The organism is Streptomyces sp. NPDC047081, assembly GCF_040643775.1.
Taxonomy (GTDB): Bacteria; Actinomycetota; Actinomycetes; order Streptomycetales; family Streptomycetaceae; genus Streptomyces.
The window spans coordinates 1-22,621 of sequence record NZ_JBEYUY010000017.1; the positions used below are offsets into that span (position 1 = coordinate 1).

Sequence of the window (22,621 nt, forward strand, 5' to 3'; positions counted from 1 at the left end):
CCGTCGTCCCCATGGGGAATTACGTGACCGCGGGGGTGGGGAATTACGTGACGCGGAACCCGCCCCACCTGGGGAATTTCGTGATCGTCGACAGGGTTCCGGGTGCGAGTGTCGATGACGTGGCCGGCGGACGGACCGCCCCGCCGGGGGAATCCGCGCTTTCGCGATCCCAGCACTTCCCCACTCGTACCAGGAGACCCAGACCGTGAAGACCAGCGTCACCTTCCGCAGCAACCATCTCGCCCTCGCGGGGATTCTCTTCACCCCTGACGACCACGTCGACGGTCGGCTGCCGGCCATCGTCATCGCCCACCCGGGAGGCGGCGTGAAGGAGCAGAGCCCGAGCATCTACGCCGAGCGCCTGGCCCGCGCCGGATTCGCCGCGCTCGTCTTCGACGCCGCCTGCCAGGGCGAGAGCGAGGGCGAGCCGCGCGGCATGGAGAACCCCTTCCAGCGCGCCGAGGACATCAAGTCCGCCGTGACCTGCCTGACCACACGTGACGACATCGACCCGGACCGCATCGGAGCCCTGGGCATCTGCGCCTCCGGCGGTTACGTCCCCTACGCCGCGCAGACCGACCACCGCATCAAGGGCGTGGCCACGGTCAGCGCCGTGGACATGGGCTCGGTGATCCGTGAAGGACTGGGCCGCACCCAGGACCCGGCGATCCTCAAGGCCCTGCTCGACCAGGCCGGTGCGGCGCGCACCGCCGAGGCACGCGGCGCGGACCCGGAGCTCATGGCATGGATTCCCGACAACGCCGAGGAGCTGCTGGAGACCGCTACCCGGCAGTTCCGCGAGACGTTCGAGTTCTACCGCACCCCGCGCGGCCACCACCCTCGTGCGGTGCAGGGATGGGTGCTGCGCAGCGTCGACCAGCTCGCCCAGTACGACTCGTACGCGTTGATCGAGCTGATCTCGCCCCGACCCCTGTTGATGATCGCCGGTTCGGAGGCGGAGAGCGCGTACTTCAGCCGGGAAGCGGTGGCGCGGGCGGCCGAACCCAAGGAACTCTTCGTCATCGACGGTGCCACCCATATCGACCTGTACGACAAGGACGAGTACGTCACCGCCGCCGTCGCCGAACTCACCGAGTTCTTCGGCAAGCACCTGGCGGGGTGACCACAGGCTGTGGGCCGCCGACACCGGCTGACAGCCGGAACGCGCCGGTTTGTCCGGCACGGCTCGGGTACCCGCGCCGGACGCAACCGAGAAGCGAACGAAGGAGGGGTTCACCCGTGTCGCAGGTCGAGGAATCCATCGAGGTCGGCGTCCCGGTGCACACCGCCTACAACCAGTGGACGCAGTTCGAGACGTTCCCGGAGTTCATGAGCGGCGTGGAACGCATCGAACAGCGCACCGACACGCTCACCCACTGGGTGACCAGTGTGAACGGGGTTCACAGGGAGTTCGACGCGGAGATCACGGAACAGATCCCGGACGAGCGGGTCGCCTGGACGACCGTGGCCGGCGAGGCCCGGCAGGCCGGGGCGGTGACCTTCCACCGCCTCGACGACCGCCACACCAAGGTCATGCTGCAGATGGACTTCCACCCGGACAGCATCACCGAGAAGGTCGGCGACAAGCTCGGGTTCGTGAAGCGGCAGACCAAGGGCGACCTGGAGCGCTTCAAGAAGTTCATCGAACGGCGCGGTCAGGAGACCGGCGAGTGGCGCGGAGTGGTCACCTGACCCGCGCGACGAACCGGCCGCCGCCGGCCCGCGCGCCTAACCGGCCGCCGCCGTACGGCACTCCGGGTGGCCCCAGCCCTGGTCGTTCTTGGCGATGGGCTCGCCGGCCGCGTAGGAGCGCCCGCACAGGCAGCGGCCGGGGAACTTCGCCTTGATGGTGCGGGACGAGGAGCCGCCGCCCTGCTTCGCCGCACCCGCCTTGCGGCGCGGGGCGGCGGACTTCTTCGGGGTGTCCGGGGAGGGCGGCGGCTCCGGCGAGCCGAGGTCGCTGCCCGCGGGCTCCTGGACCACGGCGGCCTGGCTGGCGGCCCGGTCGGCGAAGTCGTTGAGCGGGTCGCCGTCGACCTGGTGGGCGGGGACGTAACGGAATTCGACGGTGCGGCCGTCGAGCAGTTCGTCGATACGCACCACCAGGTCCTGGTTGGCGACCGGCTTGCCGGCGGACGTCTTCCAGCCGTTGCGCTTCCAGCCGGGCAGCCAGGTGGTGACCGCCTTCATGGCGTACTGCGAGTCCATCCGGACCTCGAGCGGGACGTCCGGGTCGGTCGCGGCCAACAGCCGTTCCAGCGCGGTGAGTTCGGCGACGTTGTTGGTGGCCCTGCCGAGCGGTCCGGCCTCCCAGCGGGCCGGGGTCTCGCTGTCGTCGGCGACCACCCACGCCCAGGCCGCCGGACCGGGATTACCCTTCGAGGCCCCGTCGCACGCGGCCACCACACGTTCACGCATGGGCTCGATCATGCCACGGACGGACGGGGCCTCCGACGGCTCCCGGGAGACGTCCTAGACGTCCTTGGTCTTCGGCAGCTCGCCCTCCGCCTTGCTGAGGTCGATCACCGAGAAGTTCGCGCCCTGCGGGTCGCTGAGCGCCGCGAACCGGCCGTAGGGGCTGCTCATGGGGCCGAAGCGCAGGGTGCCGCCGAGCTTGGTGGCCTTGGCGACGGCCTCGTCGCAGTCGGGGACGACGAAGTAGACGTTGAGGTAGGAGGGCACCTCGGGCGGGAACTCGTCGCCCATCTTCATACGGCCGAGGACCGTGGTGTCGCCGAGGTTGAAGAGGCGGAAGTCGACGTTGTCGTCGACGATCTGCTGCGCCGAGTACGGGAAGACGGCGCTGAAGAACGCGTCCGCCTTCTCGGGTTCGCGGGTGAAGACCTCGGCCCAGCCGTAGGCGCCCGGCACGGCGGTCGCCTCGAAGCCCTCGTGGACGCCGGCCTGCCAGATGCCGAACACGGCGCCGCTCGGCTCGCTCGCGATGCACATGGTGCCGAACTCGCCGACCTGCATCGGTTCCATCAGCACCTGGCCGCCGTTCTCACGGATCTTGGCGGCGGTGGCGGCGGCGTCCGGCGAGGCGAAGTAGAGGCACCACTGCGACTGGCCCTCCTGGCCGGGCATCGGCGGTACGACGGCGGCGACCGCCTTGCCGTCCGCGTAGGCCTGGGTGTAGTTCCCGTACTCCGACGACGCCTCGCCGAAGGTCCAGCCGAGGACGTCGCCGTAGAAGCTCTTCGCTCCCTCGACGTCACCGAACATCGCGTCGGCCCAACAGGGGGTTCCCAAAGGTTGTACGGCCATGACTGCGGCCCTCTCCCGAATCGGTGGTTGGTCCGTTTCCTCACGCTAGCCATCCGTCGGGCGGACCGCGCGCCGAACCGCCCGGTCCGTTCCAGACTGGACGGGGAGTGTTTCCGAAGCCTTCCAGCAGGCTTCTCCAAAGCCTTCTCGGCGGCTTCTCCAAGGCTTTCGAGGTCACGGACGGGGTGCGGAATGACGGACGGGACGATGCGCGCGTGGTCCGTGGTGACGCCCGGGCCGGTGGAGGAGGGCGGTCTCCGGCTCGTGCGCAAGCCGGTCCCGGAGCCCGCGGACGACGAGCTGCTGGTGCGGGTGCGGGCGTGCGGGGTGTGCCGGACCGATCTGCATGTCGCCGAGGGCGATCTGCCCGTGCACCGGCCCGGGGTGACGCCCGGGCACGAGGTGGTGGGCGTGGTGGCCGGGTTCGGGGCGGGCGTCGACGGGTTCGCGGTGGGCGACCGGGTGGGGGTTGCGTGGCTGCGGCGTACGGACGGCACCTGCGCGTACTGCGTGCGCGGGTCGGAGAACCTGTGCCCGGCCTCCCGGTACACCGGCTGGGACGCCGACGGCGGTTATGCGCAGTACACGACCGTGCCGGCCGTCTTCGCGTACCGGCTGCCGGGTGCCCTCGACGACGTCGCGCTCGCACCGCTGCTGTGTGCCGGGATCATCGGGTACCGGGCGCTGCGACGGGCCGCGCTGCCGCCGGGCGGACGGCTCGGGCTGTACGGCTTCGGAGGCAGCGCCCACCTGTGCGCGCAGGTGGCCCTCGCCGAGGGCGCCACCGTGCACGTCCTCACGCGCGGGGCGGCGGCGCAGCGGCTGGCGCTGGACCTGGGCGCGAGCTCGGCGCAGGACGCGTACGCGACGCCGCCCGAGCCCCTGGACAGCGCGGTCCTCTTCGCGCCTGTCGGTGATCTCGTCCCCGTCGCGCTGCGTGCCCTCGACCGCGGCGGTGTCCTGTCCATCGCGGGCATCCACCTCAGTGACGTCCCGCCGCTGCGCTACGAGACCGAGCTCTTCTACGAGAAGGAAGTGCGCAGCGTCACCTCCAACACCCGTGCCGACGGGCGGGAGTTCCTCGCTCTGGCCGCCGAGCACGGTGTGCATGCCACCACGCACACCTACCCCCTGTCGCGGGCCGACGAGGCGCTGCGGGACCTGAAGGCGGGGCGGTTCGACGGGGCGGCCGTACTGGTGAACGACCTCGGCTGAACGGTACGGGTGGTGCGCGACCGGCGCGCGATCACCGCGCCCGGCACAGTGCGCCTCCATCGACGGGTTTGGTGATCCGGGACGCGAAACCGCCCCCTTCACGCCGTACCGGGCCCCCTGTCACGACTGTTTGCCTTGTACATGCGGTGCGCACCTGTCACATCGCCATGTGCATCCCAGGGAGGGAATGTGTCCGCCCCCGAAAGCGCCACCGGCCCCGCCACCGACGATCCCGCCGCCGAGGCCCAGCTCACCAGTCTCAGCACCCAGGCGGCGCGCCAACTCACCACGACCACCAAGTCCGAACCGCAGATGCAGGCCATCAGTTCGCGATGGCTGCTCAAGGCCCTGCCGTGGGTGGACGTCAAGGGCGGCGCCTACCGGGTCAACCGGCGTCTCCAGCTGCGGATCGGGCGCGGCCGGGTGCAGTTCGACCAGAACGGCGCCGACGACGTCAAGGTCATCCCCGAGACGCTCACCGAACTGCCGGTGCTGCGCGGCTATCCGGACATCGATGTCCTCAGGGAGATCTCCACCCGCTTCCGGGTGCGCGAAGTGCGCGCCGGCCAGGTCCTGTTCGAGGCCGGGCAGCCGGTCACGGAGACGTACCTGGTGGTGCACGGCAGGTTCACCCGGTACACGGCCGGCAAGTACGGCGAGGAGGAGATCCTCGGCGTCGTCGCGGACGGCGACCAGATGGGCGACGAGGCGATCGGCCAGCCCGACCCGCTGTGGCTGAGCTCGGTGCGCGCGGAGACGCCCGGCGTGCTGCTGGTGCTGCCCTGGGACGTCGTCAGGGAGTTCACCGACCGGGTGCCCTCGCTGGCCGCGCATCTGGAGGCGTTCGCCGAGCAGCAGAAGCTGCCGATGAACCGCAAGGGCGAGGCCGACGTGCCCGTGCAGGCCGGCCATGTGGGCGAGCCGACCATCAACGGCGGCTTCGTGAACTACGAACTCGCCCCGCGCGAGTACGAGTTGTCGCTCACCCAGACCGTGCTGCGGGTGCACACCAGGGTCGCCGACCTGTTCAACGACCCGATGAACCAGACCGAGCAGCAACTGCGCCTGACCATCGAGGAGATCCGCGAGCGCCAGGAGTGGGAGCTGGTCAACAACCGGGAGTTCGGGCTGCTGCACAACGTCGACTACGGGCAGCGGGTCAGCACCTTCACCGGGCCGCCGACACCGGACGACATGGACGAGCTGCTGGCCATGCGCCGCAAGACCAAGGTGTTCCTCGCGCATCCGAAGGCGATCGCCGCGTTCTTCCGGCAGTGCAACCGGCGCGGACTGGTGCCCGGCACCGCGAGCGTCAACGGCCATGAGATCCCGGCCTGGCGGGGTGTGCCGATCTTCCCGTGCAACAAGATCCCGATCAGTCCGCAGCACACCAGCAGCATCATCGCGCTGCGCACCGGCGAGGCCGACCAGGGCGTGATCGGCCTGTACCAGACGGGCATTCCGGAGGAGTACCAGCCGGGCCTGAACGTGCGGTTCATGGGCATCGACGCGGCCGCGATCATCAGCTACCTCGTCACCGCCTACTACTCGATGGCCATCCTCGTGCCCGACGCGGCCGGGATCCTGGAGAACGTCCAGATCGGCCGGACGGCCGACTGACCCGGTGGAGAACGCGATGAGCACGACCACCCCCGCCCTGTCCCTGCCCGGCCCGCCCAACCTGGCCACCACCGTGCGCACCCGCCGCGGCGGGGCGATCCCCGGGCTCAAGTACCGGTCCGTGGCGCCGGCCGACCCAGAGAAGGCCGCCGAGGTCGACCGCAGGCTGGAGGCCTGGGCACGGGGCCTGGACCTGTTCCCGGCCGCCTGGAAGGGGGACTTCTCCGGCTTCCAGTTCGGGCGGGCCGTCGTCCTCCAGCATCCCGGGGCAGCCGATCTGGAGCGGCTGACCGTGGCCGGGCAGCTGCTGCTCGCCGAGAACCTGGTCGACAGCTGCTACTGCGAGGAGGACGAGGGCCGCGGCGGGTCGCGCCGGGGGCTCGGCGGCCCGCTGGTCCTGGCCCAGTCGGCGATCGATCCCTTCCACGGCACGCCCGCGCTGGAGGCGGAGTGGCGCGAGGGTGTGCAGGCGGACGGTCCGCTGCGCTCGTACCACTGGGCCATGAAGGACTACGCCGCCTTCGCGACCCCCAGCCAGACCGACCGCTTCGTCCACGACATCGCCCGGCTCCACCTCGGGTACCTGGCCGAGGCCGCCTGGATGGAGACGCGGTACGTGCCCCGGGTGTGGGAGTACCTGGTGATGCGGCAGTTCAACAACTTCCGGCCCTGTCTGTCGATCGTCGACGCCGTCGACGGCTACGAACTGCCGGAGGCCGTGTACGCCCGTCCCGAGATCCAGCGGATCACGGCGCTGGCCTGCAACGCGACGACCGTCATGAACGACCTGTACTCGTTCACCAAGGAACTGGCCGGCGATCCGGACCACTTGAACCTGCCGCAGGTCGTCGCCGCCAACGAGCGGTGCGGGCTCAAGGCCGCCTATCTGAAGTCGATCGAGATCCACAACGAGATCATGACCGCCTTCGAGGAGGAGTCCGCCGTCCTGGCCGCCGCCTCACCCCTGGTGGAGCGCTACGCCCAGGGTCTGTCGGACTGGGTGGCCGGCAACCACGAGTGGCACTCCACCAACACGCACCGCTACCACCTCCCCAACTACTGGTAGGCGCAGCCCCGATGAACCATCAGCAGGACGACAAGGAGTCACCGTTGACCATCGCCCCCGCCGACGCCAGGAACCTGCCGACCCAGTCCATGTACCAGACCCGCGTCGCGGACTACTGGAACGCCGAGGAGAACCCGGTCAACCTCGAACTCGGGAAGCTCGACGACCTCTACCACCACCACTACGGCATCGGCGCCGCCGACCGCTCCGTCCTCGACGAACCCGACCCCGTCCTGCGCCGGGAGCGCATCACCGCCGAACTGCACCGCCTCGAACACGCCCAGGCCGAGCTCCTCGCCGGCCGGCTCGGCCCGCTCACCCCCGTCGACCGCGTCTTCGACGCCGGCTGCGGACGCGGCGGCGGCAGCGTGGTGGCGAACCTGCGGTACGGCTGCCACGCCGACGGCGTGACCATCTCCGCCAAGCAGGCCGCCTTCGCCAACGAGCAGGCCCGCAAGCGCGGCATCGACGACAAGGTCCGCTACCACCACCGCAACATGCTCGACACCGGCTTCCAGTCCGGCGCCTACGCGGCGTCCTGGAACAACGAGTCGACGATGTACGTCGAGCTGGAGTTGTTGTTCGCCGAGCACGCCCGGCTGCTGCGCCGCGGCGGACGGTACGTCGTCGTCACCGGCTGCTACAACGACACGTACGGGCGCGCCTCGCGCGAGGTGTCGCTGATCAACGCCCACTACATCTGCGACATCCACCCGCGCTCCGAGTACTTCCGGGCGATGGCCCGCAACCGGCTCGTGCCCGTCCATGTGCAGGACCTCACCGCGGACACCATCCCGTACTGGGAGCTGCGCCGGGAGGCGGACCACCTGGTCACGGGCATCGAGGAGACGTTCCTGAGCGCGTACAAGAACGGCAGCTTCCAGTACCTGATGATCGTGGCCGACCGGGTCTGAGACCGGGTCAGGATCCGGCGAGCCGGGCGACCGCCTCGTCCACGGAGGCCGCCGGATCCAGCACGTCCAGGCTGCCGTGGGCGCGCAGCACCCGGACGGTGCGCGCGCCGCACACGACGGCGAACCGGCCGCCGTCGTGCAGCACCCGGCGGCGTATGCGCAGCAGCAGGCTCAGCCCGGCGGAGTCGATGAAGGTGACGGCGCGCAGATCGACCACGTACGCCGGGGCGCACAGGGCCGCGACGGAGTCCAGCCAGAACCTCAGATGAGGGACTGTCGCCAGGTCGATGTCACCGCGCAGTTCGGCGACCAGGAGGCCGTCGGCGGCGCGCAGGAGTCCGTGGTCGTCGGGCGGTGGCGGCCACGATGCCGTGGTGACGGGCTCCAGGATGTTCTCGTGCAAAGTGCCGTCCGTTCCGTGCGTGCGCCCCGCGCGCCGGGGCGCACGCTCCGGCGCGGGTGCGTACGGCGGTGGTGGCATCCCCGCACCGTACGCGCCCGCGCCGGAACTCCCCCCGGGCGGCTCCCCCTTGAACCGTGGGCCTTTACTGTTCTACCTTCGCCACATGGTCGGGACATCAACGTCCGCTCATGAGCTTCACAACGAGCGAACGGCAGATGGGCCGGGTGATGCGGAATGCGGCCGCACCTCGCGCTGATCGAGGACGAACCCGACTTCGCACTGATGTGCCGTTCCTATCTGGAGCGCGCGGGATTCACCGTCACCTGGGCCATGGACGCGCGCGCCGGCAAATCCGTACTGCACGAGGGCGGCGTCGATCTCGCGGTCCTCGACCTGGGGCTGCCGGACGGCTCCGGCCTGGAGCTGCTGCGGGCGCTGCGCTCCACGAGCCGGCTGCCGGTCATCGTGGTCACCGGGCGGGGCGCGGAGGCGGACCGGGTGGCGGGGCTGGAGATCGGCGCCGACGACTACCTGGTCAAGCCGTTCTCGCAGCGGGAACTGGTGGCCCGTATCCACGCGGTGCTGCGCCGCTCGCAGCCGCCGGACGTGCCGACCCTCCTGCGGGCCGGTTCGCTGCTCATCGACACCGGAGCGCGCCAGGCCTCCGTCGACGGCGTCCTGCTGACGCTGCGGCCCAAGGAGTACGCGCTGCTGGAGATGCTGGCCGCCGCACCCGGCCGGGTCTTCTCCTCGGAGCAGCTGCTGGAGCGCATCTGGGGCGCGTCCTGGCAGCAGCCCGCGACGGTCGTCGAGCACGTGTACCGGCTGCGCGGCAAGCTCGCGCTGCTGCCCCCGCCGGTCCCGCGCATCGTCACCGTGCGCGGCTACGGCTACCGCCTCGATCCCTGAGCCACCCGCCGCGGCCCCGGAGGTCCGACCATGCCCGAGGACCCGGACTTCCGGTCTCTGTTCGACGCGACCCTGTCCCCCCTGCTCGTCCTCACCCCCGACTTCACCATCGTCGAGGTCAACCGCGCCTACCTGACGGCCACCCGCACCGAGCGGAGCATCGTCGGCCGGCCCATTTTCGACGTGTTCCCCGACAACCCCGAGGACCCGTCCGCCGACGGTGTCGCCAATCTGCGCCGCTCGCTGGAGACGGTGGCGGAGAACCGCCGCACGGACACGATGGCGCTGCAGCGCTACGACATCCCCACGGGCGAGGAGGGAACGTTCGCCGAGCGGTACTGGAGCCCGGTCAACACACCGGTCCTGGACGCCGACGGGCGGCTCACGTACATCATCCACCGGGTCGAGGACGTCACGGAGTTCGTGCATCTGCGCAAGGTCGGGCGGGAACAGCGGCGGGCCGTCGCCGACGCGCAGATGCGGGCCGAGGGCATGGAGATCGACCTGTTCGTGCGGGCGCGGGAGATCCGTGAGGTGAACGAGCAGCTGAGCCGGGCCAACGCCGAACTGGACGCGGCCGGACGGCGGCTGCGGGAGGAGCAGCGGGCCAAGGACCGCTTCATCGCCACCCTCTCGCACGAGCTGCGCAACCCGCTGGCCGCCGCCACCGCGGCCACCGAGCTGCTCGCCCTCGACATGCCGCAGGGCCATCCCGCGCTCGCCGTGCTGGAGCGTCAGCTGGGCACGCTCACACGCATGAGCAACGACCTGCTGGACGGCACCCGCGCGGTGACCGGGCGGCTCGAACTGGTGCGGGACCCGGTCGACCTGCGGTCCGTCGTGGACGGGGCGTGCGCCGACATCCGCGGGCTGTTCGGGCACGAGGGCCGCACGCTGGGCGCGGTCCTGCCGGCCGAGCCGGTGGTCGTGGACGGGGACCGGCTGCGGCTCGCGCAGGTGCTGACGAACCTGCTGTCGAACGCGCTGAAGTACACCCGGCCCGGCGGGCACACCGAGGTGGGGCTGACCGCCGAGGACGACCGGGCCCGGCTGACCGTGCGGGACGACGGCATCGGCTTCGAACCCGCCCAGGCCGAGGAGCTGTTCGGGGTGTTCATGCGGGCCGCGCCGGCGGGTCCCGACACGCCGGAGGGGCTCGGTCTCGGTCTCGCCGTGGCACGGACGGTGGTGGAGCTGCACGACGGCCGGATCGCCGCGCACAGCGACGGGCCGGGCAAGGGCGCCTCGTTCACGGTGCTGCTGCCCACGACCGACGCCACGGCCCCGAAGCAGCCGCGCCCGGCCGCCGCCCGCCCGGCGCCGAGCCACCTGGCCATCCTGATCGTCGAGGACAACGCCGACCTCGCCGAGACCTATCGCACCCTGCTGGAGCGCCAGGGCCACCGGGTGACGGCGGTGCACAGGGGCAACGACGCCCTGGCCGCGACCGAGCAGGAGCCCTTCGACGTGGTCCTGTGCGACCTGGGTCTGCCCGACATCGACGGCTACGCGGTGGCCCGCGCCGTACGCGCACGCCCCGACGGCGACCGGCTGCGCCTGATCGCGGTGTCCGGGTTCAGCCAGGGCACCGACCGCGCCCTGTCCCGGGCGGCCGGCTTCGACGCCCACCTCGCGAAACCGCTGCCGCTGACGGACCTGCTGGAGCTTCTGGAGCGGCTGGGCGAGGCGTGAACTCGGTTGCGCGTCTTCCCCCTTGTGCCCGGCTGTGCTTGCCTGGGGAGCCGTTTTCGGTTGCCGGGGCGGGAGTTGCTGCATGCGGACACCGTGGATCGTGGGCGTGCTGCTGACCGGAGTACTGCTGCTGGGCGCGTGCGGCGACCCGTCGTCCGGGCCGGAGTCCGCGCCGCCCTCACCCGCCGTGCCCGGGGCGTCCGCGACGACGACCCACCAGCGGGCGCCCGCTTCCGCGAACGTGCCGGCCGTGGGGCCCCGCGTGCTGTACCTGGGCGACTCCCTCGCGACGGAGGCCCAGAACGTGCTGGGCGAGCAGCTGCGCCGGGACCTCAACGCGACGTACCGGAGCGCCCCGTACTCCGGCACCACTCTGTGCGACTACCTGGAGGGCACGGGCGCGAAGTCGCTCGTGCCGGACGCGGACAAGGCGGCCGCGCTCGTGCGCTCGCTGCACCCGGACTACGTGGTGCTCCAGTTCTGGGGCAACGCCTGGGGCTACACCTGGTGCATGGACGGCATCACCTACAACGCCTCCCAGCAGCGGTACTTCACCCGCTACAAGGCCGACCTGGCCCGCCTCACCGAGCAGATCGCCGACGCGGGCGGCGACAGGCGGCCGCGGATCGTGTGGGTGCTGCAGGGGCCCGACCCGATCACACCCGACCGGGTGCGGCGGGTGAACGGCATGTACGAGCGGCAGGCCGCGGCCTCGGGCGACCTGGTCGCCGACGCGGGCGCCACCGTCAGCCCCGCCGGCGCCCGCTACACCTGGGCCCAGTACCTGCCGTGCACCACCTACGAGCACGAGCATCCCGACTACTGCACCCAGCCGTCCCGCGACCGCACCGCCCTCCACCTCGACAAGGACTACCTGCACTTCTGCCTGGCCCCCACGACGTCCACCCCGAAGCCGTGCCCGGCCCGCTCCCCCGGCATCCTGCGCATCGCTCGCGCGATCACCGGGGTGATCGCGCAACGCGTGCGTGGTCGTTGAGCCGGCCGGGCGGACGCGGGACTCACCCGTCGGACGAACGGGGGCCGGGCATCCGGGGGACGGGCCGGTCGAGCCGGCCGAGGCGGCTGCGTGCCGGGGCCTCGGGTGCGGGTGTGCCCTCGCGCAGGGCGCTCCCCCCGCACCGAAGATCATCAGGCTGATCGAGGCCAGCAGACCGCCGAGGTTCTCCGCGAAGTCGGCCGTGCGCTGCGGGTCTTCCGGCCCGGCTGGCGCAGGCAGGCGCCGCAGGGCGTGTCCGAAGGCGAATCCGGCGACCCAGGCGGCGATGAAGCCGCTGCCGCGGGTGACGACACCGGCCTCGTACGAGGCAGCCGCCACGGCCAGGACGTAGACCTGACCCCATTCCCGGGCCACCCACCCCCTGCCGCGCGCGGCGCGCAGGAGCCGGCCGCAGACGTGGCCGATCAGCAGGCCCAGGACGGTGCTGAGCAGCAGGGCACGCCAGAACACCCCGGCCATGCCTTCGTGCGCGTAGGAGGTGCCGGGGATCGCCGCCAGGAACAGGACGAAGAACGGCAGCACCATGCCGTCGTTCAGTCCGCTCTCCACGTTCAGCCCCTGCCGTACGAGGGCGGGCACGTGCGGGTCGGAGATCGCCGTCTTGCCCAGGGCGGCGTCGGTGGGGGCGAGGACGGCGCCCACCAGGGCCAGTTCCCAGAGCGTCAGGCCGGACAGGAGCGGCCACGCCAGCAGCCAGCCGGCCGCCACGCTCAGCGGCAGTCCGATCCCCAGCAGCCGGCCGGGCAGGAAGCCACCGGTGGTCAGATCGCGCAGGCGCACCGCCATGGCGTCCGTGAACAGCACCAGGACCAGGGCCGCTTCGAGCAGCGCCGTGATCAGGGCCGTGTCGTGGCCGATGTCGACGAGCCCGAGAACCGCCGGGCCGATGAGGACTCCGGCACCCACGAACACGATCGCCGAGGTGAGCGGGGTCCGGGCCAGCCGGTGCGAGCCGAGGGCATACGCGGCGGTGACGCCCGCCACCGCCAGTCCCGCCCACGCGTGCGCACTCATCACGGGCTCCTCACCGCCGGCCGTGCTAGTCGCGCATGAAGGCCCCGGTGACTTCCTTCTCCAGGTCGGCGAAGGCCCGCCCGCTGACGTCCACCAGGACGTGCCGGACGGTGCCGCCCAGGAACCGGAACGGCGCCTCGTAGTCGTCCGAGACGGCCTGGCCGCTGTCGCGTCCCACGCACAGCCCCTCGCCGTCGAGGGAGAACATCCCGGGCTGGGTGCGGATGCCGAGGCGGCCTGCCTCCCCGTCGTCGACGCGGAGGACGAGCGTGCCGCTGGTGATGCCCTCCTCGGTGCGGTCCTCGGCGGTGAAGGCCGCGGAGAGGATGTGCTCCCCGACGCCGATGCGGTCCGGCGCGACGACCTTCTGCTCCAGTCGGCCGAGCCAGTTGTAGACGTAGTGCAGCCGGCCGTCCAGCAGATACAGGCTGTGCCCGCCGAACCGCCCGCCCTGCGCGAACAGCACCCCGCGCGCCTCGGGCGTGTCGATGTGCACGTCGGCGGCCACGGTGTAGGAGCGGCCGCGGATGTTCACCGCCACCGACTCCGGCACGTCGGCGCAGTCGGGGTAGTACACGTACCGGTCCCGGGGCGCGGAGAGCTGGGGCCGGGGCGTGGAGAAGATCTCCGCCGCCGTACGGTCGTCCAGCGGCAGCCCGTTGTACCGCTCGGCCTCCCGTGCCCACAGGCGCTTCAACTCGGCCAGCTTCTCCGGGTGTTCGGCGGCCAGGTCGCGGGCCTCGGAGCGGTCCTCGCGCAGCCGGTACAGCTCCCACACGTCGTCGTCGAAGCTGCTCCAGCCGGACGGCGCGGGCGGGTGGAGCGCGGAGGCGTGCCAGCCGTCGTGCCAGATGCCGCGGGTGCCGAGCATGACGTAGAACTGGGTGTCGCGCGGGTCGGGCGCCTCGGCGTCCTCCAGCACCGGGCGGAAGCTCGCGCCGTGCAGGGACGTCTGCTCGTGGCCCTTGACGGTGCCGGGCGGCTCGACGCCGAGCAGGTCGTAGAGCGTGGGCACGATGTCGATGGCGTGCAGGTACTGGTGGCGTATCCCGCCGGCCACCTCGCCCAGACCGGCCGGCCAGGACAGGAACATGGGGTCGGCGACACCGCCCTCGTAGGAGGCCCACCGCTTCCAGTACTTGAAGGGCGTGTCGAAGGCCCAGGCCCAGCCCGTCGGATAGTGGTTGTAGGTCTTCGGGCTGCCCAGGTCGCCCAGGCGCCGGATGTTGTCCTCGATGCGGTCGGGCACACCGTTGAAGAAGTTGTTCTCGTTGAGGGAGCCGTTGGGGCCTCCCTCACCGCTTGCGCCGTTGTCGGACACCACCACGACGATGGTGTTGTCCAGCTGGCCCGACTCCGCCAAGTAGTCGAGAACCCGCCCGAGTTGGGCGTCCGTGTAGGAGACGAACCCGGCGAAGACCTCCGCCATGCGGGCGAACAGGCGCTTCTCGCCGTCGCTCAGGGTCTCCCAGGGGCGCACGAACTCGCCGGCCGGCCAGGGAATCCCCGTGGGGCTGAGGGCGTGCGGTTCACCGTGCGGGTTGACCGGCGTGAGCTCGGTGTCCTCGGGCATGAGGCCCAGCTCGATCTGGCGCCGCAGGGTCAGTTCGCGGTAGACCTCGTAGCCGTCGTCGAAGACCCCGCGGTAGCTGTCGGCCCAGTCGCGCGGGACGTGGTGGGGGGCGTGTCCCGCGCCCGGGCACAGGTACATGAACCACGGCTTCTCGGGTGCGATGACCTTGGCGTCGCGGATGAACCGGACGGCCCGGTCCGCGAGGTCCTTGGACAGGTGATAGCCCTGGTCCGGGGTCTGCTCCACTTCGTAGGGGTGGTTGTCGTACACCAGGTCCGGGTAGTACTGGTCGGTCTCGCCGCCGAGGAAGCCGTAGAACCGCTCGAAGCCCCGGGACAGCGGCCAGTGCCGTTTGGAGGAGGCCATGTTCGCCTCCTCGGACGGGCACAGGTGCCACTTGCCGACGCAGTACGTGTTCCAGCCGCGCTCGACGAGCACCTCGGCGATGTTGGCGTTCTCCTGCGGGATACGACCGTTGCAGCCCGGGAAGCCGCTGGTGACCTCGGTGACGCAGGCCATGCCGTTGCTGGTGGCGTTGCGGCCGGTCATCAGGCAGGACCGGGTCGGCGAGCACAGGGCCGTGGTGTGGAAGTTGGTGAAGCGCACACCGGCGTCGGCGATGCGCCGCATCGCGGGGGCCTCGACCCGGCCGCCGAAGAAGTCGAAGGTGCCGAAGCCGATGTCGTCCCACACGAGACAGAGGACGTTCGGTGTGCCCTCGGGGGCCTGCGGCTGGCGGTACGGCTCCCAGTCGGGCACCGAGTCCCGGATGTCCTGTTCGATCCTCCCCCGGAACACTGCGGCCATGGCGCTCCTCCTGGGCTCGCGAATGCTGCGTCCAGCCTGGTCCGGACAGGGGCGCGCCGTCGTCACCCGCCCTGGGTGACGAGGCGCGGGACCGCCTGGCACGGGCTCGCTCCGAGCGGGTGTACACCGCCGCCGGCGAGGATCGCGGGTGGCCGACCGGCCCGGATTCGCCCGTTCGGCCTCCCACGGCGTGCCTGCGCCGCGCCGAGCGGCGGGAATGGAGGCATCCACTGCCCCCGAGAGCGCCGGGAGGTCCCATGGGCGCACCGCCGACACCCGGCTCCTCCGGACCCGCGGACGAAGACGACTCCGCCGACGAGAAGCCCGTACGGAAACGCGGCTCCGCCCCCGGTCGGCTCGCCCGGAGCATCTCGTCGGGCATCCTCGCCGTACTGACCTGTGTCCTCGTGCCGGTCGCCCTGCTGGCGACCTGGGTGCATGACATCGCCCTCGACACCGACCGGTACGTCTCGACGGTGTCACCGCTCGTGACCGAGCCCGCCGTGCAGGACGCCGCCGTACGCAGGATCGCCGACGCCGTGGACGTGCGGGTCGACGGCACCCAGGCCGCCGGGGACATCTCCGACTGGCTGACGGCCCAGGGCCTGCCGCCCCGGGCGGCCGCCGCGGTGCGGATGCTCGGCCCCCAGCTCGACTCGGCCGTGGACCAGGCGGTGACCCGGGTCGTCACCCGGGTCGTGCACAGCGAGGCCTTCGCCAACGTGTGGACCTCCGCCAACCGGGCCGCGCACAGCGCCGTCGTGCACGCCCTCACCGGGCAGGGCCGCGGGGCGGTCGGCGTCGACGAGGGGACGGTCACCCTCGACGTGGGCACCGCCGTCGACCGGGTCAAGGACAAGCTGGTCGACGCGGGGCTCACCCCCGCCGAGAAGATCCCCGAGGTGGACCGGCAGCTGGTGCTCTTCCACTCGGACCAGCTGGCCAAGATCCGAAAGGGCGCGCACCTGCTGGACGTGGTCGGAAACTGGTTCCCCGTCCTCGTCGTGCTGATCGGGACGGCGGCGGTGCTGCTGGCCCGCCGCCGGCGGCGGGCCCTGGCCCGCACCGCTCTGGGCGCCGCCTTCGCCTGTCTGATCGTGGCCATCGGTCTCGTCGTCGCCCGGCGCTACTACCTGGACCACCTCCCGCCGCAGATCCAGTCGCAGGCCGCCGCGGCCGCCGTCTTCGACACCCTGCTGCGTTTCCTGCGCGTCAGCCTGCGCACGGCCGTCGTGCTGGGTGTCGTGATCGCGCTGGGCGCCTATCTCGTCGGTCCGGGCCGGCTGCCCGTCGCCGTGCGGCGGGCCGGCGAGCGCACCGCCGACTCCGCGGCGTCGTGGGCACACGCCCGCCAGGTCGGGGCCGGGCGGGCCGGCGCGTGGGCGCAGGCCTACCGCCGGTGGATCACGCTCGGCGCGCTGCTCGTCATCGCCCTGGTCTTCGCCCTGTGGAACCACCCGACCGTGCTGACGATCCTGCTCCTGGTCCTCATCCTGCTGGCCGTCCTCGCGCTGATCGCCCTGCTGGCGGCCGCCGGACGCGTCGCGGGCGACGCCGGGAGGGCGGAGGGACACGGCCGTGACGCCGGCTGACCGGGCCCTGTTCATGCGGCACACGCGCATCACCCAGCCCGGGTGATCCAGCTCGTGGGGGCGCGCCCGAGCCTGGGGCCATGACCGCGGTCCCCCTGCCGACCCCGTCCTTTCCCCGGCCCGACGCGGGTGCCGAGCCGGGGCCCTTCCACCTGCTGGCCAAACCGGCCGGAGCGATCTGCAACCTGGACTGCACGTACTGCTTCTTCCTCTCCAAGGAACTGCTGTACGAGGGCAGCCGGTTCCGCATGGCCGACGAGCTGCTGGACCGCTACATCCGACAGCTCATCGAGGCGCACGGACCCGCCCCCGAGGTCACCGTGGCCTGGCAGGGCGGCGAGCCCACCCTCATGGGCCTGGACTTCTTCCGCCGTTCGCTGATGTACCAGCGCCGCTACACCCGCCCCGGCCAGCGGATCGTCAACACCATCCAGACCAACGGCACTCTGCTCGACACCGAGTGGGCGCGCTTCTTCCGCGACAACCACTTCCTGGTCGGGCTGTCGGTCGACGGTCCGCGCGCGATGCACGACGCCCACCGGGTCGACAAGGGCGGCAGGCCCACCTTCGACCGGGTCATGCGCGGGCTGCGACTGCTGCGCGAGCACGGCGTGCAGTGGAACGCCCTGACCACGCTGCACGACGCCAACGCGGCCCACGGCCGTGAGGTGTACGCCTTCCTGCGCGACGCATGCGGCGCCAGGCACGTGCAGTTCATCCCGATCGTGGAACGCACCACGCAGCAGCACCTGGCCGCCGCCGACGCGGGCTGGGGCGACCGCGCGAAGGACCGGCCGCTGTACCGGCAGGAGGGCGACCGGGTCACCGCGCGGTCGGTCACCGGCGAGCAGTACGGGCGCTTCCTCATCGACGTGTTCGAGGACTGGGTACGGCGGGACGTCGGCACCGTCTACGTCCAGATGTTCGACGTGGCGCTCGCCAACTGGTACGGCGTCCCGCCGTCGCTGTGCGTGCACTCCGAGACCTGCGGGCGGGCCCTGGCTCTGGAGCACAACGGCGATGTCTACTCCTGCGACCACTTCGTGGAACCGGCCCATCTGCTGGGCAACATCGAACAGCGGCATCTGCTGGAGCTGGTGGACTCGCCGCGCCAGCGGGAGTTCGGCCGCGCCAAGCGCGACGCGCTCCCGCGGTTCTGCCGCGAGTGCGACGTCCGCTTCGCCTGTCACGGCGGCTGTCCCAAGGACCGCTTCGATCTGACGCCGGACGGGGAGCCGGGCCTGAACCACCTCTGCGCGGGGTTCAAGGCGTTCTTCCACCACGTGGACCGCCCCATGGCCACGATGGCCGCACTGCTGCGGCAGGGCCTGCCACCGGTCCTGATCATGCGGCGGTACGCGGCCGACGACGCCATCCGGCCCCACAACGCCCCCTGCCCCTGCGGCGGCGGACGCAAGTGGGCGCGCTGCCACGGCCGCCCTGCACCGCGTGCCGCGGACACGGGGGCCGGGGCTGCCACCCGCGCCGGGTGATTACGGCCCCGGCCGCCCGGCGCACCGTGAACAGGGTCAGAACCGCTCCCTCGCCACCATGTCCGTGGCGAGCCGCAGACCGGAGGCCGTCGTGAACGACTACCCCCTGCTCAACGGGTTCCTCACCATGATGTGGTTCTTCCTGTGGATCATGTGGTTCATGCTCCTGTTCCGCGTCATCGGCGACATCTTCCGCGACGACGGCCTCGGCGGCTGGGGCAAGGCGGGCTGGACCCTGTTCGTGTGTGTGCTGCCCTTCCTGGGTGTCCTCGTCTACCTGATCGCCCGCGGACGCGGCATGGGTGAGCGCGCGATGCGCCGGGCCGAGGAGCAGGAGCAGGCCTTCCGCGGCTATGTGCAGCGCGCCGCCGCCGACGCGCCGGCCGCCGCTCCGACCCGCGCCGACGAGCTGGCCAAGCTCGCCAGTCTGCACGATCACGGCGACCTCAGTGACGCGGAGTACGAGACCGCCAAGTCCAAGGTCCTCACCTCCGTCTGACACCGGGCGGCACGGGCCGTCGGACGACCGCGAGAGAAGCGTGCCCATGCAGTACGAGATCCGGGTCGACGGGCAGATGTCGCCGACGCTCATCCAGGCCTTCCCCGAGCTGCAGAGCTTCGTGGTGCGGAACCAGACGGTGCTGGTGGGCCCGGTGGCCGACGAGGCGGAACTGTACGGCCTGCTGGCACGCTGTCAGTCGCTGGGGCTGCATGTGGTGGAGATGCGGCGGCTGCCCAACTGACGGCCCGGGCGCGGCACCCGCCGCGCCTCACAGGACGTGCAGTTCCCGGGCCCGGCGCACGGCCTCGCCGCGTCGGCCGGCGCCGAGTTTGCGGTAGATGCTCTTGAGGTGGGTCTTGACGGTGTTGACCGACAGGTGGATGTCCTCGGCGATCTCCTCGGTCGACATCAGCTGCGCCAGACGCTCCAGAATCTCGTGTTCGCGCCGGCTGAGCGGTTCGATCAGCTCGGCGGGGGTCCGGTCGCGCGGCAGCTCTCCCCGCACGGTCGGGGGGAGCCAGTCGTGCAGGGCCACCAGCTCCGGGCGGTGGTGCAGGAGCCGTCTCAGCCAGGGTCCGGTCTCCAGGAAGGGGCGTCGCAGCCCCTCGGGCCGGGCGAGGAAGAGGGCCCGTGCGATCAGCCGTGCCGCCGTGTCGGTGTTGCCCAGCAGCTTGGCGGCCTGAGCCCGTACCAGCAGCGCCCGCACGGTGACGGCGGGGCCCTCGCCTGGTCCGGTGGGGAGTTCGGCCAGGAGCTCCAGCGCCGCTTCCTGCTGCCCCGCGTCGAGCATGGCGCGGGCCTCGGCCACCCGGTTCTCGGGGGCCGGGTCCTTGTCCTGTTGGAAGACCTCCAGTGCGGCCAGCGGCCGGCCCGCGGCCAGGTGGGAGGTGCCGACGGTGAGGACGGCCCGGTCGTGCACCCAGGGGGAGGGCCGGATGCCCTGGGCGTCCTGGTCCAGCCCTTCGAGAGCCCGCAGCGCGGCCTGGGGGTCGCCTCCCGCCAGCCTCAGACGTGATTTGAGCAGGGTCAGACCGGTCATCACGAGGGGGTCGTGCAGGGCCGCGGACGCGGCGGCGGCCCGGTCGAGGTGGCCGCGGGCCTCGCTGAGCTCGTCACGGTCGATGGCGACCGCGGCCAGGACGAGATGGGCGACTCCGGTGCGGGCGGTCGGCGGCAGGGCGGAGCGCTCGGCCTGGGCGACGGCCTCGCGGGCATGTCTCTCGGCACGGGCCGGCCAGCCGCGCAGGAAGTCGATCAGGGCGAGTCGCCCGAGGCTCTCGTGCCGGGGGAACGCGGTCACGGGGCTGGCGGCGACCTCGGCCGCGGCTGAAAGCGTCGCCCGTGCGGCGTCGAACCGGCCCTCCCACAGCTGCGCCGACCCGAGGTCCGTGAGCATCAGTGCCGGGAGCTCGGGATGCCGGTCCACGAGTTCCTGCGGTAGCTCGGGCCGGGCCGCTTCCGCGTCCTGTGCCGCCGCCTCGGCCTCGTCGGCCGAACCCGTCATCCGGGCGGCGAGCACCCGCAGCGTGGCGCAGCTGAGCCGGAGCGCGGCCGAGACCTGGTCCTCCTCGCCCAGCCGCGACTCGACTCTGCGCAGATGGAGCAGGCCGCGGTCGATGTCGTGCCGGGCCAGTTCGCGCGCCGCGCGCACCAGGTCCACCGCGGGTCCCGAGGCCTCCGGGGGCATCCGGGAGAACAGCCGGTCGAGCCGGTCGACCTCCAGTCCGGTGCGCAGCCGCCCGATCGCCAGTTCCTCGACGAACAGGGTCGCGGCGAACTCCCAGTCGCCCGCGTCCGCGGCGTGCGGCAGCGCCTCCGCCGGATGCCCCGCCCCGCTCAGCCACTGGGCCGCCGTCCGGTGCAGCACGGGTTCCAGACCCGGTCGGCGCACGCGGAGGTGGACGCGGAGGATCTCGGCGAACAGCGGGTGCAGTCGGTAGCGGGAGTGCCCCAGGGACTCCACGAAGGCGTTGGCGTGCTGCAAGCGGTCGAGGATGGGCGCCGCGTCGTCGCGGCCGGTGAGCACGTCGGCGAGCTCCGGGCGGATCTGTTCCAGGATGCTTGCGCGCAGCAGCAGGTCCTGTGTCTCGGGCGGCTGGGCGTCGAGAACCTCGGCGAGCAGGAAGTCGGCGAGCGTGCTCTGCCCCGCCTCGAACTCCTTGAGGAACGCCTCGGGGTCCTCGGCCTGCTGCGCCGCCAGGATGCTCAGCCGCAGCCCGGCCGCCCAGCCTCCGGTGCGGGTCGTCAGGGCCCGTACGCCCTCGTCCGACAGGGACATCCCGTGCCGGTCCAGCAGCTCGGCGGTCTCCCGCGGCAGGAAGGCCAGGTCGCCGCCGCGGATGTCGACGGCCTCGCCCGCGGCACGATAGCGGTGCAGCGGAAGAAGCGGTTCGGTCCGGCTGATCACGACCAGGCGCAGCCCGCCGTCGGCATGGCGTAGCACGAAGTTCAGCTCGTCGGCGATCTCGGCGGAGGCGGCCACGCGCTCGAACTCGTCCAGCACCAGGACTACGGGCCGCTGCTGTCGGCTCAGCAGGGCGGCGAGCCGTGCGAGCATCGAGTGGTCCACCTCGTCGGAGCGCGCGGGGGTGCCGACGCCGTCGTCGGAGCGGGCGAGCTCCTGGCGCCGCAGCGCCTCCAGTACGTAGGTCCAGAAGACGCCGGGGCTGTTGTCCTCGGCCTCGACCGTGAGCCAGGCGATCCGCCGCGGCACCCGTGGCCCGGTGGTCCAGTCGGCGACCAGCAGCGTCTTGCCCGCCCCTGCCGAACCGTTGACCAGGGTCACCGGTCTTCGCACACCCTGCGTGAGCCGTGCGATCAGCCGCGGTCTGCGCACGAACGTCCTCGGCACCGCGGGCAGGCCGAAACGCGCCGCCAGCAGCGGGCCGCCGTCGGGCGTACGACTCTCACCAGTTGGTTCGCCCACCCTATGAGCTTTGCTCGGAGTGCCGCGAGTCGCAACGGCGAGCGTCCGCCGGGCGCCGTGGGCCCGTCCCCGGGCGGGCCCACGGGGCACGGCTACTCGCCCGCGTACGCCTTCTCCAGGGCCGCGATGTCGAGCTTGTGCATCTTCAGCATGGCCTGCATCGCCCGGGAGGACTTCGCGGTGTCCGGGTCGCTGATCATCTCGTCGAGGCGCTCGGGGATGATCTGCCAGGAGACGCCGAAGCGGTCCTTGAGCCAGCCGCACGGGCCGGGCTCGCCGCCGCCCTCGGTGAGCTTGGTCCAGTAGTAGTCGATCTCCTCCTGGTTGTCGCAGAAGACCTGGAAGGAGATCGCCTCGGTGAACTTGAACTGCGGTCCGCCGTTGAGCGCGACGAACTTGTGGCCGTTGGCCGTGAACTCGACGGTCAGTACCGTGCCGGCCGGCTGCATGGCGCCCTCGGTGTAGTGGGACACCCGGCCGACGCTGGAGTTCTTGAAGACCGAGACGTAGTAGTGCGCGGCCTCCTCGGCCTGGCCGTCGAACCAGAGACACGTGGTGAATCCGTCGGTGGTCATGGGCACCTCCTGGTGTGGGAACGCGGTCATCTGTG

General features: G+C 71.7%; 19 protein-coding genes and 1 pseudogene. 13 read left to right on the plus strand and 7 right to left on the minus strand.

Annotated elements, in window-relative coordinates; genetic code table 11:
• Positions 1-205 precede the first annotated feature (205 nt).
• The gene (locus tag ABZ848_RS28975; RefSeq protein WP_360836601.1) at positions 206-1,123 is read left to right on the plus strand and encodes an alpha/beta hydrolase; all 918 of its coding nucleotides are present in this window, start codon (positions 206-208) and stop codon (positions 1,121-1,123) included.
• A 116-nt stretch (positions 1,124-1,239) separates the two neighbouring features.
• Entirely contained in the window at positions 1,240-1,692 is a 453-nt protein-coding gene (locus ABZ848_RS28980; protein ID WP_360836603.1) for an SRPBCC family protein, read from the plus strand.
• A gap of 36 nt (positions 1,693-1,728) precedes the next feature.
• On the opposite strand, the gene ABZ848_RS28985 is transcribed toward ABZ848_RS28980, so the two are convergent.
• The gene (locus tag ABZ848_RS28985; RefSeq protein WP_360836605.1) at positions 1,729-2,430 is read right to left on the minus strand and encodes a ribonuclease H; all 702 of its coding nucleotides are present in this window, start codon (positions 2,428-2,430) and stop codon (positions 1,729-1,731) included.
• Between the two features lie 42 nt (positions 2,431-2,472).
• Positions 2,473-3,267, minus strand: a complete 795-nt coding sequence (locus ABZ848_RS28990; protein ID WP_360836606.1) for a VOC family protein — start codon at positions 3,265-3,267, stop codon at positions 2,473-2,475.
• 207 nt (positions 3,268-3,474) lie between these two features.
• Here ABZ848_RS28990 and ABZ848_RS28995 point away from each other — a divergent pair, with 207 nt between their 5' ends.
• The 4 genes from ABZ848_RS28995 (at position 3,475) to ABZ848_RS29010 (ending at position 8,082) form a co-directional block, all read left to right on the plus strand.
• The gene (locus ABZ848_RS28995; protein WP_360836912.1) at positions 3,475-4,482 is read left to right on the plus strand and encodes a zinc-binding alcohol dehydrogenase family protein; all 1,008 of its coding nucleotides are present in this window, start codon (positions 3,475-3,477) and stop codon (positions 4,480-4,482) included.
• A 189-nt stretch (positions 4,483-4,671) separates the two neighbouring features.
• Positions 4,672-6,102 (plus strand): family 2B encapsulin nanocompartment shell protein, encoded by a 1,431-nt coding sequence (locus tag ABZ848_RS29000; protein WP_360836608.1) that lies wholly within the window; start codon positions 4,672-4,674, stop codon positions 6,100-6,102.
• A 16-nt stretch (positions 6,103-6,118) separates the two neighbouring features.
• A complete protein-coding gene (locus ABZ848_RS29005) occupies positions 6,119-7,168 on the plus strand; it encodes a family 2 encapsulin nanocompartment cargo protein terpene cyclase (RefSeq protein ID WP_360836610.1) in 1,050 nt (349 codons plus the stop codon).
• A gap of 89 nt (positions 7,169-7,257) precedes the next feature.
• A complete protein-coding gene (locus tag ABZ848_RS29010) occupies positions 7,258-8,082 on the plus strand; it encodes a geranyl diphosphate 2-C-methyltransferase (protein ID WP_360836913.1) in 825 nt (274 codons plus the stop codon).
• Between the two features lie 7 nt (positions 8,083-8,089).
• Here the strand turns inward: ABZ848_RS29010 and ABZ848_RS29015 are convergent, their stop codons facing one another.
• On the minus strand, positions 8,090-8,563 hold the full coding sequence (locus ABZ848_RS29015) for an anti-sigma factor antagonist (RefSeq protein WP_360836612.1): 474 nt from the start codon (positions 8,561-8,563) through the stop codon (positions 8,090-8,092).
• 156 nt (positions 8,564-8,719) lie between these two features.
• Between ABZ848_RS29015 and ABZ848_RS29020 the strand changes: the two genes are divergently transcribed.
• From ABZ848_RS29020 to ABZ848_RS29030, 3 genes are all read left to right on the plus strand, one after another.
• Complete coding sequence (locus ABZ848_RS29020) at positions 8,720-9,394, plus strand: response regulator transcription factor (protein ID WP_360836614.1); 675 nt, start codon at positions 8,720-8,722, stop codon at positions 9,392-9,394.
• A 30-nt stretch (positions 9,395-9,424) separates the two neighbouring features.
• A complete protein-coding gene (locus ABZ848_RS29025; RefSeq protein WP_360836615.1) occupies positions 9,425-11,086 on the plus strand; it encodes an ATP-binding protein in 1,662 nt (553 codons plus the stop codon).
• 82 nt (positions 11,087-11,168) lie between these two features.
• The gene (locus tag ABZ848_RS29030) at positions 11,169-12,083 is read left to right on the plus strand and encodes an SGNH/GDSL hydrolase family protein (protein WP_360836616.1); all 915 of its coding nucleotides are present in this window, start codon (positions 11,169-11,171) and stop codon (positions 12,081-12,083) included.
• Between the two features lie 306 nt (positions 12,084-12,389).
• Here ABZ848_RS29030 and ABZ848_RS29035 read toward each other — a convergent pair.
• Positions 12,390-13,118 (minus strand): annotated as a pseudogene (locus tag ABZ848_RS29035) (cation:proton antiporter); the annotation flags it as partial.
• A gap of 25 nt (positions 13,119-13,143) precedes the next feature.
• On the minus strand, positions 13,144-15,498 hold the full coding sequence (locus ABZ848_RS29040) for an arylsulfatase (RefSeq protein ID WP_360836617.1): 2,355 nt from the start codon (positions 15,496-15,498) through the stop codon (positions 13,144-13,146).
• Between the two features lie 257 nt (positions 15,499-15,755).
• Here ABZ848_RS29040 and ABZ848_RS29045 point away from each other — a divergent pair, with 257 nt between their 5' ends.
• The 4 genes from ABZ848_RS29045 to ABZ848_RS29060 all read left to right on the plus strand — a co-directional run bounded on the left by ABZ848_RS29045 (position 15,756) and on the right by ABZ848_RS29060 (position 19,326).
• A complete protein-coding gene (locus ABZ848_RS29045; RefSeq protein ID WP_360836618.1) occupies positions 15,756-17,090 on the plus strand; it encodes a hypothetical protein in 1,335 nt (444 codons plus the stop codon).
• An 80-nt stretch (positions 17,091-17,170) separates the two neighbouring features.
• The gene (locus ABZ848_RS29050; protein ID WP_360836619.1) at positions 17,171-18,583 is read left to right on the plus strand and encodes an anaerobic sulfatase maturase; all 1,413 of its coding nucleotides are present in this window, start codon (positions 17,171-17,173) and stop codon (positions 18,581-18,583) included.
• A gap of 58 nt (positions 18,584-18,641) precedes the next feature.
• Positions 18,642-19,082: an SHOCT domain-containing protein gene (locus ABZ848_RS29055; RefSeq protein WP_360836620.1), complete on the plus strand. Its 441-nt coding sequence runs from the start codon at positions 18,642-18,644 to the stop codon at positions 19,080-19,082.
• A gap of 46 nt (positions 19,083-19,128) precedes the next feature.
• Complete coding sequence (locus tag ABZ848_RS29060; RefSeq protein ID WP_360836622.1) at positions 19,129-19,326, plus strand: hypothetical protein; 198 nt, start codon at positions 19,129-19,131, stop codon at positions 19,324-19,326.
• Positions 19,327-19,353: 27 nt separating this feature from the next.
• On the opposite strand, the gene ABZ848_RS29065 is transcribed toward ABZ848_RS29060, so the two are convergent.
• Both ABZ848_RS29065 and ABZ848_RS29070 read right to left on the minus strand, forming a co-directional pair.
• A complete protein-coding gene (locus ABZ848_RS29065) occupies positions 19,354-22,011 on the minus strand; it encodes a LuxR C-terminal-related transcriptional regulator (protein ID WP_360836623.1) in 2,658 nt (885 codons plus the stop codon).
• 92 nt (positions 22,012-22,103) lie between these two features.
• Positions 22,104-22,586: a VOC family protein gene (locus ABZ848_RS29070; protein WP_242767108.1), complete on the minus strand. Its 483-nt coding sequence runs from the start codon at positions 22,584-22,586 to the stop codon at positions 22,104-22,106.
• Positions 22,587-22,621 lie beyond the last annotated feature (35 nt).